The sequence below is a fragment of the Enterobacter sp. ECC-249 genome, from assembly GCF_043965265.1.
Taxonomy (GTDB): Bacteria; Pseudomonadota; Gammaproteobacteria; order Enterobacterales; family Enterobacteriaceae; genus Enterobacter; species Enterobacter quasiroggenkampii.
On sequence record NZ_CP143660.1, the window covers coordinates 2804318 to 2819201 of the forward strand.

Annotated in this window: 17 protein-coding genes; 11 read left to right on the forward strand and 6 right to left on the reverse strand. The window is 56.8% G+C overall.

Features of this window, described 5'->3' with window-relative positions; genetic code table 11:
• Window positions 1-223: 223 nt before the first annotated feature.
• A complete protein-coding gene (locus tag V1587_RS13445; RefSeq protein ID WP_371898070.1) occupies window positions 224-586 on the forward strand; it encodes a hypothetical protein in 363 nt (120 codons plus the stop codon).
• 161 nt (window positions 587-747) lie between these two features.
• Here the strand turns inward: V1587_RS13445 and V1587_RS13450 are convergent, their stop codons facing one another.
• Window positions 748-1284, reverse strand: a complete 537-nt coding sequence (locus V1587_RS13450) for a dihydrofolate reductase family protein (protein WP_395314590.1) — start codon at window positions 1282-1284, stop codon at window positions 748-750.
• Between the two features lie 40 nt (window positions 1285-1324).
• The gene (ftrA, locus tag V1587_RS13455; protein WP_371898071.1) at window positions 1325-2332 is read right to left on the reverse strand and encodes a transcriptional regulator FtrA; all 1008 of its coding nucleotides are present in this window, start codon (window positions 2330-2332) and stop codon (window positions 1325-1327) included.
• Between the two features lie 73 nt (window positions 2333-2405).
• On the opposite strand from ftrA, the gene V1587_RS13460 reads away from it, so the two are divergent.
• The 8 genes from V1587_RS13460 to zinT all read left to right on the forward strand — a co-directional run bounded on the left by V1587_RS13460 (window position 2406) and on the right by zinT (window position 10423).
• Window positions 2406-2819 carry a rhodanese-like domain-containing protein gene (locus tag V1587_RS13460; protein ID WP_371898072.1) on the forward strand — a complete coding sequence of 138 codons (414 nt, stop codon included), beginning with the start codon at window positions 2406-2408 and terminating at the stop codon, window positions 2817-2819.
• A 155-nt stretch (window positions 2820-2974) separates the two neighbouring features.
• A complete protein-coding gene (locus tag V1587_RS13465; protein WP_069719246.1) occupies window positions 2975-4078 on the forward strand; it encodes a cobalamin-independent methionine synthase II family protein in 1104 nt (367 codons plus the stop codon).
• Window positions 4079-4280: 202 nt separating this feature from the next.
• Window positions 4281-5552, forward strand: coding sequence for an urea ABC transporter substrate-binding protein (gene urtA, locus V1587_RS13470; protein WP_023618714.1), 1272 nt, complete (start codon window positions 4281-4283; stop codon window positions 5550-5552).
• Window positions 5553-5576: 24 nt separating this feature from the next.
• On the forward strand, window positions 5577-7151 hold the full coding sequence (urtB, locus tag V1587_RS13475) for an urea ABC transporter permease subunit UrtB (protein ID WP_371898073.1): 1575 nt from the start codon (window positions 5577-5579) through the stop codon (window positions 7149-7151).
• A complete protein-coding gene (gene urtC / locus V1587_RS13480) occupies window positions 7151-8224 on the forward strand; it encodes an urea ABC transporter permease subunit UrtC (RefSeq protein WP_371898074.1) in 1074 nt (357 codons plus the stop codon). Before urtB ends, urtC begins: the two co-directional genes overlap by 1 nt.
• Window positions 8224-9021 carry an urea ABC transporter ATP-binding protein UrtD gene (gene urtD, locus V1587_RS13485; protein WP_371898075.1) on the forward strand — a complete coding sequence of 266 codons (798 nt, stop codon included), beginning with the start codon at window positions 8224-8226 and terminating at the stop codon, window positions 9019-9021. Before urtC ends, urtD begins: the two co-directional genes overlap by 1 nt.
• A gap of 9 nt (window positions 9022-9030) precedes the next feature.
• Window positions 9031-9729 (forward strand): urea ABC transporter ATP-binding subunit UrtE, encoded by a 699-nt coding sequence (urtE, locus tag V1587_RS13490; RefSeq protein ID WP_371898076.1) that lies wholly within the window; start codon window positions 9031-9033, stop codon window positions 9727-9729.
• A gap of 52 nt (window positions 9730-9781) precedes the next feature.
• Window positions 9782-10423, forward strand: a complete 642-nt coding sequence (zinT, locus tag V1587_RS13495; protein WP_371898329.1) for a metal-binding protein ZinT — start codon at window positions 9782-9784, stop codon at window positions 10421-10423.
• A 47-nt stretch (window positions 10424-10470) separates the two neighbouring features.
• Here zinT and ydeE read toward each other — a convergent pair whose 3' ends face one another.
• Window positions 10471-11688: an efflux MFS transporter YdeE gene (ydeE, locus tag V1587_RS13500; protein ID WP_371898077.1), complete on the reverse strand. Its 1218-nt coding sequence runs from the start codon at window positions 11686-11688 to the stop codon at window positions 10471-10473.
• A 194-nt stretch (window positions 11689-11882) separates the two neighbouring features.
• Here ydeE and eamA point away from each other — a divergent pair, with 194 nt between their 5' ends.
• Window positions 11883-12788 carry an O-acetylserine/cysteine exporter gene (gene eamA / locus V1587_RS13505; protein ID WP_371898078.1) on the forward strand — a complete coding sequence of 302 codons (906 nt, stop codon included), beginning with the start codon at window positions 11883-11885 and terminating at the stop codon, window positions 12786-12788.
• 32 nt (window positions 12789-12820) lie between these two features.
• Here the strand turns inward: eamA and marB are convergent, their stop codons facing one another.
• The 3 genes from marB to marR are packed head-to-tail and all read right to left on the reverse strand — an operon-like array spanning window position 12821 to window position 13908.
• The gene (gene marB, locus V1587_RS13510) at window positions 12821-13039 is read right to left on the reverse strand and encodes a multiple antibiotic resistance protein MarB (protein WP_029741246.1); all 219 of its coding nucleotides are present in this window, start codon (window positions 13037-13039) and stop codon (window positions 12821-12823) included.
• Between the two features lie 33 nt (window positions 13040-13072).
• Window positions 13073-13453 carry an MDR efflux pump AcrAB transcriptional activator MarA gene (gene marA / locus V1587_RS13515; protein ID WP_008502237.1) on the reverse strand — a complete coding sequence of 127 codons (381 nt, stop codon included), beginning with the start codon at window positions 13451-13453 and terminating at the stop codon, window positions 13073-13075.
• A gap of 20 nt (window positions 13454-13473) precedes the next feature.
• Window positions 13474-13908 (reverse strand): multiple antibiotic resistance transcriptional regulator MarR, encoded by a 435-nt coding sequence (gene marR, locus V1587_RS13520; RefSeq protein ID WP_008502236.1) that lies wholly within the window; start codon window positions 13906-13908, stop codon window positions 13474-13476.
• 255 nt (window positions 13909-14163) lie between these two features.
• Here marR and V1587_RS13525 point away from each other — a divergent pair, with 255 nt between their 5' ends.
• Window positions 14164-14829 (forward strand): MarC family NAAT transporter, encoded by a 666-nt coding sequence (locus tag V1587_RS13525; protein ID WP_371898080.1) that lies wholly within the window; start codon window positions 14164-14166, stop codon window positions 14827-14829.
• The last annotated feature ends 55 nt before the right edge of the window (window positions 14830-14884 follow it).

Here is a 14884-nt window from a genome sequence, read left to right on the forward strand (position 1 = left end):
ATTCGGGATAATCATGTCGATTATTTTTAAGGGTTATTATTCAAAAATTAAAATTAGCGCAAAGAAGATGTCAAATATTGTGCGTTCGAAATGGCGGTTAAGACATTTCCTAAAAACAACTGAAACTTTGTAAACTACCATTTCTGGTTCACGATCGGACGTATGCATAACGGATTAATCTTATATAATAGTGCTCTTAGGCTAAGGAACAGGTCATTTATAAATGAAAAAGATAATAGCGCTTGCGCTTGTGGTGGCGGCTGTTGGAGCCGTTGCAGCGGTTCGTTATGCAGGCAATGGCGAACCAGAATATATTCAATCAGCAGAAACGCGCGTGGGTTCTTATTTAACCAGCGACTATGGTGGCGTTGCCTGCGCCAGCAAAAAAGTGAACGATCAGCGTTGGGAATTAGACTGCACTCATCAGGCAAAAGGAAAAACATTCCAGTTCGCGGTGTATCCCTCTGAAAAAGCACCTTATGGTGTCGCTCGCTCCTTTTATCTTGAAGCCATTAATGACGACGCAAAAGAGAGCGCTGAGCAGGGTCTTATGCGTTATTTGCAGATAAACACCCACACAGGTTAATAAGGTTGTTTAGCGTTCGTTAAGGCTACAGGTGTTAGGTTGTAAGCGATCCGCAGCCCGGCCATGGAGCGTCGGGACGTAGAGACCAAAATACAAATCTATCCATGCAAGCATTTACCGCCATTTTTGGCGGTTTTTTTTGCGCAGCGTTTACCGAGGTTTTACGGCATCAGTCGATAGTGCGACTGCACCAGGCCTGAAGGGAAGCTGAGGCTGGATACCAGCGTCAAATCGATATCTCCGGACAGGGCGCCAAACAGCGATTTACCCGAGCCGAGCAGGACAGGAACGGTCGTGATCACCATATCGGCGACCAGTCCTTCTCGCAGAAACGACTGTATCACCTGCCCACCATCCAGATAGACGCGACGCACGTTCTGCATCGCCAGATCGTCGAGCACTTCCCTGGGCGTGCGGTCGGAAAACTGTACTTTGCCCCTCAATGCGTCGGGCACGGGCGTGTTGGCCAGCTGCCGGGAGAGCACCAGCACGGGCCGGTCATACGGCCAGGTGTCAAAAGTCCGTACCTTCTCATAGCTCCCCCGGCCCATGACAATCCACTCTTTGTCCGCGATGAACGCCGCATAGCCATGATCCTCAGTCGGGTCATCGCGCTGCAGCAGCCACTCGATATCGTCATTATGCCGGGCGATATAGCCATCGAGACTGGTTGCGATAAAAACGTGTGTGGTGACCATCATGCTCTCCATATTCATGCGAAACCAAAAGACTGACGCCTCAGCGAGCAGTACCGGAATGAGAAAATTGTTTGCGGTACTGGGCCGGAGAAATTGCGAACTGCTGGCGGAAATGATGACGCAGCGTCGATGCCTGGCCAAACCCGGTCTGTTCCGCGATGCTGTCGATGCTTAAACGGCTGCTTTCCAGATAATCTTTCGCCCGCAGCAGACGCTCGTTGAGTAACCAGCGCGCGGGCGTCGTCCCTGTTGCCGACTCGAAGCGACGAAGAAACGTGCGCTGACTCATACCGACGCGGCGCGCCAGCGAGTCGACGCTGTGCGGCTCGGTAAGATGCGTGTGCAGAAAATCAAACAGCTGGCCGAGACGTTGACTCTCCCGCAGCTGCGCCACCGGGCGGCTCAGCTGCTGCGGCTGTGAACCGTCCCGGTGAGGAGGAATGACCAGCCGACGCGCCACGCTGTTGGCGGTTTCCATCCCATAATCTCTTCGTACAACGTGAAGGCAGAGATCGATCCCCGCCGCGCTGCCTGCGGAAGTCAAGATATCGCCTTCGTCCTGGTAGAGCACATCCTCGACCACGTCGATGCCAGAGAAGCGGGTCTTTAGCGTCTCAATGTAGCGCCAGTGCGTCGTGGCTTTACGTCCGTCCAGTAGCCCCGAGGCGGCCAGCACAAACACGCCCGAGCAGATGGAGAGCAGTTGACACCCTCGCGCGCTGGCCTGACGTAATGCGTTGCAGAGCGCGTCCGGAACCGGCGAGTCCAGCCCCCGCCAGCCCGGCACTACGATCAGATCGGCAGACTCAAGCAGGGAGAGATCGCCATCGGTAATAATACGGATCCCGCCTGTCGCCCGAAGCTCACCGCTGTCAACGCTTGCGACGGCAAAACGATACCAGTCGTCGCCCAGCTCGGGGCGCGGCAGGCCGAAGATTTCCACCGCCACCCCAAACTCAAAGGTACACAGACCGTCATACGCCAGCACTACCACCTTCGGGCGGGCAATCTGTCTTAACGTTGTCATCTTTTTGCTGTTTTCTGGCATAAGCGAGCGCATTCACGGGCTGAATTTGTGGATAGAGTAGTGTTAACACAAACGCCAAAGATGAGGAAGGATCATGAGCTATGTTACTGAATTTCCGGCTGCCGAGCCGCAGGAAGCCGTTACCCATTTCCTGCGCCGCCTGAGCGTCGAAACCGACTGCGCCGATGTGCACCATGCCATCGCCAATAATGAGCAGGACTTCGTCCTGCTGCACGTGGTGGGAAGCCCGGAGCAGTTTGCCCGCCGTCACGTGCCGGGCGCTCTCCATATGCCATGGAGCCAGATGACCGCTGAGCGCATGGCCCAATGGCCCGAAGGGACGCTGTTCGTCGTCTATTGCGCAGGGCCGCACTGTAACGGCGCGGACAGAGCCGCGCTGAAGCTGGCGCGTCTCGGGCTGCCGGTCAAAATCATGCTCGGTGGGATCACCGGCTGGGAAGATGAACGATTCGCCTTTGCCAGCAGCGAAACCGCTGCCGCGCTGTGAAGATGAATTTTTTTCAACACCCGTGAAATTTTCTCGTTTGCCCGCGCCGGTGAGGTATGACATTGTTTTTGGACATTTAGACATCCAGAAGTCTAAAACTTCAAATAATGAATTATCACTGCGGGCAATTATCGCCGGCAGACTGAGGAGATTTTATGCAACGACACCACGCCCCGTTCCGCGCCGATGTAGTCGGCAGTTTTTTACGCCCGGATGCCATCAAGCAGGCTCGCCTGAAGTTCGCCAGCGGCGAAATTGACGCCGGACAGCTTCGCGCGGTGGAGGACGAGGCCATTCGCCACGTCGTTGAGCAGCAGTGTGCGTGCGGTCTGCATGTGGTCACCGACGGCGAGTTTCGCCGCGCGTGGTGGCACTTCGACTTCTTTGACGGTCTGCAGGGCGTTGAGCGTTACGATTCGCAGCAAGGCATTCAGTTTAACGGCGTACAAACCAAAGCCCACGGCGTGCGCGTCACCGGCAAGCTGGGCTTTGGGGAGCATCCGATGCTGGAAGACTTTCGCTATCTGAAAAGCATCAGCGGGAACGCCCAGCCGAAAATGACCATTCCCAGCCCGAGCGTGCTACATTTCCGCGGCGGTCGTAAAGACATTGATGCGACCGTCTATCCGGACCTGAACGTCTATTTTGACGATCTGGCCACCACGTGGCGCGACGCCATTCGGGCCTTCTACGATGCGGGCTGCCGTTATCTGCAACTGGATGACACCGTCTGGGCCTATCTCTGTTCGGACGACCAGCGCCGTCAGATCCGCGAGCGCGGCGATGATGCCGATGAGCTGGCGCGCATCTATGCCCGCGTGCTGAACAAGGCGCTGGAGGGCAAGCCGGACGACCTGACCATCGGATTGCACGTCTGTCGCGGCAATTTCCGCTCCACCTGGATTTCCGAAGGCGGCTACGAGCCGGTGGCGGAAGTGCTGTTCGGAACGGTTAACGTTGACGCCTTCTTCCTCGAATATGATAACGACCGCAGCGGGGATTTCGCGCCATTGCGCTTTGTTCGCCCGGGCAAGCAGCAGGTGGTGCTGGGTCTTATCACCACGAAAAACGGCGAGCTGGAGAACCCGGAGGGGATTAAAGCCCGTCTGGAAGAGGCGGCGAAATACGTGGCGAAAGAGCAAATTTGCCTCAGCCCGCAGTGCGGCTTTGCCTCTACCGAAGAGGGTAATAGCCTGAGCGAAACCCAGCAGTGGGACAAAGTCCGTCTGGTCACGCAGATCGCCAGCGAAGTCTGGTAAAACTTCCTCCTCAGCGCTGCATTATAAAAGTGCAGCGCTGTGCCATTCTGAGACGTTCTCTTTACATCCGGCGTTCCCTTCCCATAAATAGCGCTATCTCCATTCTGGCATTCTTTTTGCTCCTGCTTCGCTGACACATTTATTTCCGCGTCCACGCCGTAACGGACGTTTTCGCACAGCGTTCTTTTTCAGGAGTGAAAATATGCACCGTCGTACTTTATTAAAAGCCTTCGCGTTGTCTGCGTCCGTTGTGGCGATGGGGATGAGTTTTGGCGCGCAGGCGGCCGATACCATCAAAGTGGGGATCATGCATTCTCTTTCCGGCACGATGGCTATCTCTGAGACTCCGCTGAAAGATGTCGCCCTGATGACTATCGACGAGATCAACGCCAAAGGCGGCGTGCTGGGCAAGAAGCTGGAGCCGGTGGTGGTGGATCCGGCCTCAAACTGGCCGCTGTTTGCCGAGAAGGCCCGTCAGCTGCTGAGCCAGGATAAAGTGGCGGTGGTATTCGGCTGCTGGACCTCGGTTTCGCGCAAATCCGTACTGCCGGTCTTTGAGGAGCTGAACGGCCTGCTGTTCTATCCGGTGCAGTATGAGGGCGAGGAAATGTCGCCAAACGTCTTCTATACCGGCGCGGCGCCGAACCAGCAGGCGATCCCGGCGGTGGAATACCTGATGAGCGAAGACGGCGGCGCGGCGAAACGCTTCTTCCTGCTGGGAACCGATTACGTCTATCCGCGCACCACCAACAAGATCCTGCGTGCGTTCCTGCATTCGAAAGGGGTGGAGGATAAGGATATCGAAGAGGTTTACACCCCGTTTGGTCATAGCGACTACCAGACCATCGTCGCCAACATCAAAAAATTCTCCGCAGGCGGCAAAACCGCCGTGGTGTCGACCATCAACGGCGACTCCAACGTACCGTTCTACAAAGAGCTGGCTAACCAGGGGCTGAAGGCGACCGACGTGCCGGTAGTGGCATTCTCCGTGGGTGAAGAAGAGCTGCGCGGGATCGACACCAAACCGCTGGTGGGTAACCTGGCGGCGTGGAACTACTTTGAGTCCGTCGATAATCCGACTAACCAGGCGTTCGTGGCGGATTACAAAGCCTATGCGAAGGCGCACAAGCTGCCGAACGCCGATACCGTGGTGACCAACGACCCGATGGAAGCGACTTACGTGGGAATTCATATGTGGGCGCAGGCGGTGGAAAAAGCGGGCACTACCGACGTGGACAAAGTGCGTGCGGCGATGGCCGGTCAGTCCTTTAAGGCGCCGTCTGGCTTTACGCTCACCATGGATGCCACCAACCACCATCTGCATAAGCCGGTCATGATCGGTGAAATCGAAGGCAACGGTCAGTTTAACGTGGTGTGGCAGACCGAACAGCCGGTACGCGCCCAGCCGTGGAGCCCGTTCATCGCCGGGAATGACAAAAAGCCCGACCAGCCGATGAAAACCGCCAGCAACTAAGCCATCACCGCAGGGAGAAACGTCATGAACGCCATGCGCCTGTTCATCGCTCTTGTATGGCTTTCCGGACTGCTGCCAGGGATGGCGCAGGCATCGGATGCCGATCGTTTTGTTGCCGCCAGCCGCAGCCAGCAGGCGGATTTGTTGACGCAGTGGGCCGCCGCGCCGGATGCGTCCAGGCTGCCGCTCCTTGAGGCGCTGCAAAAGGAAAACCTCTACGTCGATACGCAAAAGCACGCCTTTGCACAACGCGATGGCAACGTCATCCCGCTGGGTGAAAGCCAGACGGCAGGAGGGCAAACCAAAGCCGTGCGCCTGACGAACCGGCTTCGCGTGCTTGCTGCAACCGCTATCGCCACGCATCAGCTTGTGAGTGACAGTGTCACCGAAAGGCGGGCAGCGGCGCGCCAGCTGCAGCGCGATGCCCAGCCCGGGATGCTCGCTTTTCTGGAAAAGCGTGTGACCGCTGAAACGGATGCCGTGGCGCGTCAGGCGCTGCTGCTGGCGGTCGCGAATCTCCAGCTGGCTAGCCCGCAGGCCGAGGTGCGCCGAAGGGCCGTCGAATTGTTAGGCCAGTCAGACGACCCGGACGTACAGTCCAGACTCACCCCCTTTACCCAGCCACAGGCGGAGCCGGATAGCGGCGTTCGCGCGGCCGCAGAAGAGAGTCTTAGCCAGATCCAGCACCGACTGATGTGGGGCGATCTGCTGGGCCAGGCGTTTATGGGGCTGTCCCTCGGGTCGGTGCTGCTGCTGGCCGCGCTGGGGCTGGCTATCACCTACGGCCTGCTGGGCGTGATTAACATGGCCCACGGCGAGATGCTGATGCTGGGGGCATATGCCACCTGGATGGTGCAGCAGGCGATGGCCGGGCTTGCGCCCCAGTGGCTGGCGCTCTATCCCGTTATCGCCTTGCCGGTCGCGTTCTGCCTGACGGCGGGCATTGGAATGGTGCTGGAGCGCACGGTGATCCGTCATCTGTACGGTCGTCCGCTGGAAACGCTGCTGGCGACGTGGGGCATCAGCCTGATGCTTATCCAGTTGGTGCGCATGACCTTTGGCGCCCAGAACCTGGAGGTGGCGAACCCGGCATGGCTCTCCGGCGGGGTGCAGGTTTTTGCCAACCTGACGCTGCCGTGGAACCGCATCGTGGTGCTGGGCTTCGTGCTGCTGGTGCTGTTCTTCACCTGGCTGATTCTGAATAAAACCCGTCTGGGGCTCAACGTGCGGGCGGTAACGCAGAACCGCAGCATGGCCGCCTGCTGCGGGGTACCGACAGGCCGCGTCGATATGCTGGCGTTCGGACTTGGCTCAGGGATTGCGGGGTTAGGCGGCGTGGCGCTATCGCAGCTGGGTAACGTCGGGCCGGAGCTGGGCCAGGGCTACATTATTGACTCCTTCCTCGTGGTCGTTCTCGGTGGCGTAGGCCAGCTGGCAGGCAGCGTGGCCGCAGCGTTTGGTCTGGGGATCTTTAATAAAATCCTTGAACCACAGATGGGGGCGGTGCTGGGCAAAATCGTGATTCTGGTGGCGATCGTGCTGTTTATTCAGAAACGTCCCCAGGGCCTGTTTGCGCTGAAAGGGAGGGTAATTGACTGATGAGCCAGCCGCTGACCTTAACGCTGGCGCGCAAAGCGCCACGCACAACGCAACTTGCAGGCAGCCTGCTGGTGGTATGTCTGCTGATATTACCGTTCTTCGCCTTACTGCCTGCGACGCATCCGCTTGCGTTGTCGACCTGGATGCTGACGCTGATTGGCAAGATCCTCTGCTATGCCATCGTTGCGGTGGCGCTGGATCTGGTGTGGGGCTATGCCGGTATGCTGTCGCTTGGGCACGGGATCTTCTTCGCGCTGGGCGGCTACGCGATGGGCATGCACCTGATGCGCCAGGCCGCGGGTGACGGTCTGCCCGCGTTTATGTCGTTTCTCTCCTGGAGCGAACTGCCGTGGTTCTGGTGGAGCACCCAGCACTTTGCCTGGGCGCTGGTCTTGATTGTGATGGTGCCGGGACTGCTGGCGCTGGTGTTTGGCTGGTTTGCCTTCCGCTCAAAGATCAAAGGGGTCTATTTCTCTATTATGACCCAGGCGCTGACCTATGCCGGGATGCTGCTGTTCTTTCGCAACGAAACCGGCTTTGGCGGCAATAACGGCTTTACCGGCTTCACCACGCTGCTCGGGTTTTCGGTAACAGAAACGACTACCCGTATCGCGCTGTTTCTGGCCACCGTGCTGTTGCTGCTCCTGGCCCTGGGCACCGGATTTGCGCTGGCAAAGAGCAAGTTTGGCCGCATCCTGACCGCCGTTCGCGACGCGGAAAACCGCCTGACGTTTTGCGGCTACGATCCGCGCGGGTTCAAGCTGCTGGTGTGGACGCTCTCTGCCGTGCTGTGCGGCCTCGCGGGGGCGCTCTATGTCCCACAGGTGGGCATTATCAACCCGGGCGAAATGTCGCCGACAAACTCGATTGAGGCCGCCATCTGGGTAGCGCTGGGCGGGCGCGGCACGCTGGTGGGGCCAGTGATTGGCGCGGCGCTGGTGAACGGAGCGAAAAGTTTCTTCACCGTCGCGATGCCGGAATACTGGCAGCTGTTTCTGGGGCTGATTTTTATCGCCGTTACGCTGTTTTTACCGCGCGGCGTCTACGGACTGTTTCGTAAGGGAGAAAAATAATGCAGCCAGCCGAAGGATTATTTACCCGCCAGCTACCCGGCGATCGTTACCGCGAGCAGACCGATCCGGTCCTGCAGCTTGAGGCGATTAACGTCAATTTTGATGGCTTTCAGGCCCTGACCGATCTTTCGCTGAATATCGGCGTGGGCGAGCTGCGCTGCGTGATCGGTCCCAACGGTGCCGGTAAAACCACGCTGATGGACGTCATTACCGGCAAAACGCGGCCAAAGAGCGGCAGGGCGATTTACGACCAGTCCATCGACCTGACCGCGCTGGAGCCTGCGGCCATTGCCCGCCTGGGCATCGGGCGTAAATTCCAGAAACCCACTGTCTTTGAGGCGCTGACGGTGTGGGAAAACCTGGAGATCGCGATGAAAAGCGATAAGTCCGTCTGGGCGAGCCTGCGGGCAAAACTCAACGGCGCGCAGCGCGACCGGATCGATGAGATGCTGGTTTTACTGCGGCTGACCGGCGAGCGCGACCGCCGCGCCGGGCTGCTTTCCCACGGACAAAAGCAGTTTCTGGAGATTGGCATGCTGCTGGTGCAGGACCCGCACCTGCTGCTGCTGGATGAACCCGCCGCCGGGATGACCGATGCGGAAACGGAGTACACCGCAGAGCTGTTCAAAACGCTGGCGGGCAAACACTCTCTGATGGTGGTGGAGCACGATATGGGCTTTGTTGAAACCATCGCCGACCATGTGACGGTGCTGCATCAGGGGCGGGTGCTGGCGGAAGGATCGCTTCGCGAGGTTCAGGCCAACGAGCAGGTGATTGAGGTCTATCTGGGACGTTAAGGAGAGGGAATGTTACAGGTCAACGAACTGAATCAGTATTACGGCGGCAGCCATATCCTGCGCGGCGTGAGCTTTAAGGCCGTCACCGGCGAAGTCACCTGCCTGCTGGGTCGCAACGGCGTGGGAAAAACCACGCTGCTGAAGTGTCTGATGGGGCTGATCCCGGCGAAAACCGGGGAGATCATCTGGCTGGGAAAAACGATTACCCACAGTAAACCGCACCAGCGGGTGCAGTCCGGCGTGGCGTATGTCCCGCAGGGACGGGAGATTTTCCCGCGCCTGACCGTGGAGGAGAACCTCCAGCTGGGGCTGTCGCGATTTTCCGCCCGCGAGGCGAAGCAGGTGCCGGAGGAGATCTGGCAGCTGTTCCCGGTGCTCAAAGAGATGAAGCATCGTCGCGGGGGCGATCTCTCCGGCGGGCAGCAGCAGCAGCTGGCGATTGGGCGCGCGCTGGCGAGTCGTCCGCAGCTGCTGATCCTGGATGAACCGACCGAAGGCATTCAGCCTTCCGTCATTAAAGAGATCGGACACGTGATCCGCACCCTGGCAAACAGAGGTGACATGGCGATCCTGCTGGTGGAGCAGTTTTACGACTTCGCCGCCGAGCTGGCAGACAGCTATCTGCTGATGTCCCGCGGCAGCATTATTCAGCGCGGGCGGGGCGAAAACATGGAGCAGGAGGGCGTTCGCGGTCTGGTTGCGATCTGAAATGTTATAATATAACATTCCCATTCTTATAAAACGGAATGAGGATGTTATGTTGGCTGCACATATTGCAAAATTTGCCATGACTCTGGGGGCGCTGCTGGTCAGCGGCCAGCTGTTTGCACACTCGCACGGCCATCAGATGACCGAAGCGGAACAGAAAGCGGCGAACGGCGTGTTTGAGGATAAAGATGTGAAGGACAGAACGCTTTCTGACTGGGACGGAACCTGGCAGTCGGTCTATCCGTTCCTGCTCGATGGTTCGCTGGATCCGGTCTTTAAACAGAAATCCCAGAAGGATAAAAGCAAAACCTTTGATGAGGTGAAAGCCTACTACCGCAAGGGTTATGCGACGGACGTGGATGCCATCGGCATCGAAAATAACGTGATGGAATTCCATCAGGGGAAAACGGTCAGCCGCTGTCAGTATGATTACAGCGGCTACAAAATTCTGACCTACGCGTCCGGTAAGAAAGGCGTGCGCTATCTGTTCGAGTGTAAGGACGCCGCTAGCAAAGCGCCGAAGTTCGTGCAGTTCAGCGACCATACCATCGGACCGAAGGCCTCCTCTCACTTCCATATCTTCATGGGCAACACCTCCCACGAGGCGCTGCTGAAAGAGATGGACAACTGGCCGACCTATTACCCGAACGAGATGTATAAAGAGCAGGTGGTGGAGGAGATGTTGCACCACTGATGCTTGTGCTTTTGCCGGGTGGCGGCTGCGCCTTACCCGGCCTACGATTAGGGTTTTGTAGGTCGGGTAAGCGCAGCGCCACCCGACACGCTATCTTCACTTTTCACGCTCATCCCGCGCAAAATCATCAGCCAGGCCATAACGATGGCGACCATCATGATCGCAAACAGCGACCAGTGCGGCAGGTTGGTCAGGATGATGCCGGTGATCATCGGGTTTGCCGCCGCGCCGAGCCAGCCCAGCGCCTGCGCGGAGAAATAGCTCGCCTTCATTCCCGGTGGCGCAATATTGTCGATCAGCATGTATTCACCCGGCGCATAGATAATCTCACCCAGGGTAAAGATGGCGGCAGCAATGCCCCAGTAAACCAGGTTTTCACCTGAGAGCATAAAGCCGCCTAGCCCCAGGATAAAAAACAGGGTGGCGAGGGTCATCAGCGGGCGGATATTGCTGGCTGAGATTTTGCGTCCCAGCGCATATTGCAGCGTTACCACCACGGCGGCGTTGACCGGGAGCACCACGGCCACCACCTTTTCGGCGAAATCGCTGTCCGCATGCGCGGCCAGAACGTATTGCGAAATGCAGGTCGCGAACGAGCCGCCGACGTAGGACGCGAGCAGGCCAGAGAGCGTGTACCAGAACAGCGCGCGGTCTTTCAGCAACACAGACGGCTGCCAGGGCATCTTCTCCTCTGCGGTATCTAACGCCACGCTTTTTTGCACAAAGAAATGGATGAATCCCAGCGGCAGGGCGGCGCAGAAGGCCGCCAGCCAGAACGGCAGCTGCAGGCTGTACATCACCAGCAGGGTGCCAATCGGCGGTCCGATCGTCCAGCCAATGTTCAGGAAGCTGTAGTTCAGCGAGAAGACGCGCGCCTTCTGGCTCGTGGTGAGCACGTCGGAGAACCAGGCCTTCAGCACCGTCGAAAAGACGGAGTAGGCGCAGTTGATCAGCGCAAAGAACAGCACCACCAGCGTGACGTTATGGACCAGCGGGATCGCGACAAACCCCGCGATAAAGGCCACGATCGCGATCAGCATGTAGCGTTTTTTATCAAACTTATCGGCCAGAATGCCAAATCCCAGGCTGAATACCACGCCAATGGTCAGCGCCACGGTCAGGGCATAACCAATATTCTCAACGCTCATGCTGTAGACGCGCGTGAGATAGATGGTCATGAACGGCAGCGTTGCCCCTCTACCGATGGTTAACAACAATGACGATGCCAGCAGCGCTGCGGTTGAGCGCCTGAGAGATGGTTTCATATTCCTGCCCGACAGTTGCTTATGCTTTTATTAGAGGTGTGTTAACAGGATTACCATGACATAAGGGGCTTGTATAGCACCTGATTTATCCCTAAGTGCTTCAGCTGCCTGCCAGAAATAATGATCTTCTCGTGACGTACTTTTTTCTGTTACCTTGAAGTGTTAACAAATTATTAATAATTCAGGGGCTGGATATGACGCGGAAAGACGGGCTGCTGGCGTTGCTGGTGGTCGTAGTATGGGGGCTCAATTTTGTGGTCATTAAGCTGGGGCTGCATAATATGCCGCCGCTGATGCTGGCCGGTTTACGCTTTATGTTGGTCGCTTTCCCGGCCATCTTCTTTGTGGCGCGTCCAAAGATCCCTTTTAAACTGCTGCTGGGCTACGGTCTGACCATTAGCTTTGGCCAGTTCGCGTTTCTCTTTTGCGCCATCAAGTTCGGAATGCCGGCGGGTCTTGCCTCGCTGGTGTTGCAGGCGCAGGCGTTCTTTACCATTATTCTCGGGGCGTTTGTGTTTGGCGAGCGTCTGCAGGGCAAACAGCTGGCGGGGATCGCGCTGGCGGTGTTCGGCGTGCTGGTGCTCATCGAGGCCAGCCTGAATGGTCAGCACGTGGCGCTGCTCGGGTTTATGTTGACGCTGGCGGCGGGATTGAGCTGGGCCTGCGGGAATATCTTCAACAAGCTGATCATGCAGCACGAGGCGCGCCCGGCGGTGATGTCGCTGGTGGTGTGGAGCGCGCTGATCCCGGTTATCCCGTTTCTGCTGGCGTCGAGTCTTCTGGACGGTCCGGCGGTGATGCTGCACAGTCTGGTCGACATCGATATGACCACGATCCTGTCTCTCGTCTATCTGGCCTTTGTCGCCACCATTGTGGGCTATGGGATCTGGGGATCGCTGCTGGGGCGGTATGAAACCTGGCGCGTCGCACCGTTATCTCTGCTGGTGCCGGTGGTAGGACTTGCCAGTGCGGCGATATTGCTGGATGAAACGCTGAGCGCGCTGCAGCTGTTTGGCGCCGTGCTGATCATGGCCGGGCTGTACATTAACGTGTTTGGTCTGCGGGTTCGTCGGACGACGCGGGTAAGCGAAAAGGCATAAAAAAAGCCCCGCATCTGCGGGGCAAAAACGAATCAGAGGCCGTGCTGATTATAATAAGGCACGCCTAATTCGTCGGATTTGTCGCTACCAGCACCCATATGGTTGAAATCATAAGGCGACTGGTCATGTGCTGACGGCAAAATCATCGTATCAGGATTATTTTGCTGCGTTGCACGAGGGGTTTGCTCCGCGAAGGTCTGGCTGGAGAATAGCACCAGCAAGGCGAGGGCGGCGGAGGCGGTAACTTTCATGATTTCCTCGGTTACGTCTGTTACAGGCGATGATTAGCTACAGTGTTTTAACGGATACAGGTATCGGGATTCGCCCGGCACGCTGGTGATTCGGTACTTATGAGGCGGCACGTCAAAATAGTTCTTGAACGTACGCGTCAGGGTTTGCTGCGATTCAAAGCCGTAACGCTCCGCCAGATAAAGGATCGGCTCATTGCTTTCTTTCAGTTTCTGGGCAATTTCCGTCAGCTTGCGGCTGCGAATGTATTGACCTAATGAATGACCGGTCTCTTTTTTGAACATCCGTTGCAGGTGCCATTTGGAGTAACCTGAACGCTCTGACACTTTTTCAAGGGAGAGCGGCGATTCCAGGTTATCTTCGATCCAGTCCAAAATGCTATGAATGGTGATAGCGTCAGTATTGCGTCTGGACATCGTCATACCTCTTTTTCTGTTTACGGCAGTATTTTTTTGAGCAGAAGCTCAAGAGTTGCCACTTCATCTGCCGTTAAGTTTTTTGTTAGTTCCTGATGCAGTGTTTGTCCTACTAATTGATGACATTGCTCGCACATGGCCGCGCCATCGCTGGTTAGCTTCACCAGTACGCCGCGTTTGTCATTCGGGTTAGGGCTTCGTTCTATCCATCCTTTGCAGACGAGACGATCGAGCATGCGGGTTAACGCACCCAGATCGACAGAGAGCACCTTTTTCAGCTCAACCGGCGTGATACACACTTCGCAGCGAATGGAACACAGCACTTTGAACTGTGTTGCGGTGATATCCAGCGGTGACAGGTAGTCATTGAGCAGGCGGTCTTTTTTCTGATTTACCATATGAATAAGACGACCCAGCGGAACAACGTCGTTAAAGATATCACTGGTGCTTTTCACAATGATTGCCCTGGCAAGTAGTTAGTCACGGCAGATATTATTGCTCAGGCAAGTATAAGTCAACTGAATGAGTCAGCCGATGCCACGAATTGCTAAAACGTTTCATGAACTTTTTTTGAGGTCTTTCAAATCATATAGATAACTGACAGTTATCTTTTCTGAAGGAAAATAATCGTTACGTTGCGCCCATGGCTGAATGTCGCACTTTCCCCCTATAATTGCTGTGTTAAATATGGATAAGGACGACAACGCACTATGTTGGATTTAATTAAAGCAGTCAGCCTCGGGCTGGTGGTCTTGCTGCCGTTGGCTAACCCGTTAACGACGGTGGCGCTTTTCCTCGGGCTGGCAGGGAATATGAACAGCGCCGAGCGCAACCATCAGTCGATGATGGCCTCGGTGTATGTGTTTGCCATCATGATGGTGGCTTATTACGCCGGACAGGTGGTGATGAATACCTTCGGGATTTCCATCCCTGGTCTGCGTATCGCCGGGGGGCTGATTGTGGCCTTTATTGGTTTCCGCATGTTGTTCCCGGCGCAGAAAGCGCATGAGTCGCCGGAAGCGACCAGCAAATCGGAAGAGCTGGAAACCGAACCGAGTGCGAATATCGCCTTTGTGCCGATTGCCATGCCGAGCACGGCGGGGCCGGGGACCATCGCGATGATCATCAGCTCCGCGTCAACGGTGCGCGATAGCGCAACCTTCCCGGACTGGGTGCTGACGATTGCGCCACCGCTGATTTTTGCGATTATCGGTCTTATCGTGTGGGTGTCGCTGCGCAGCTCTGGCGCTATTATGCGCTGGGTAGGTAAGGGCGGTATCGAGGCAATTTCCCGTCTGATGGGCTTCTTGCTGGTCTGTATGGGCGTGCAGTTTATTATTAACGGCGTGCTGGAAATTATTAAGACCTATCATTAAGTTCATTGCCGGGTGGCGGCTTCGCCTTACCCGGCCTGCGAAATCCGTCTTTTTG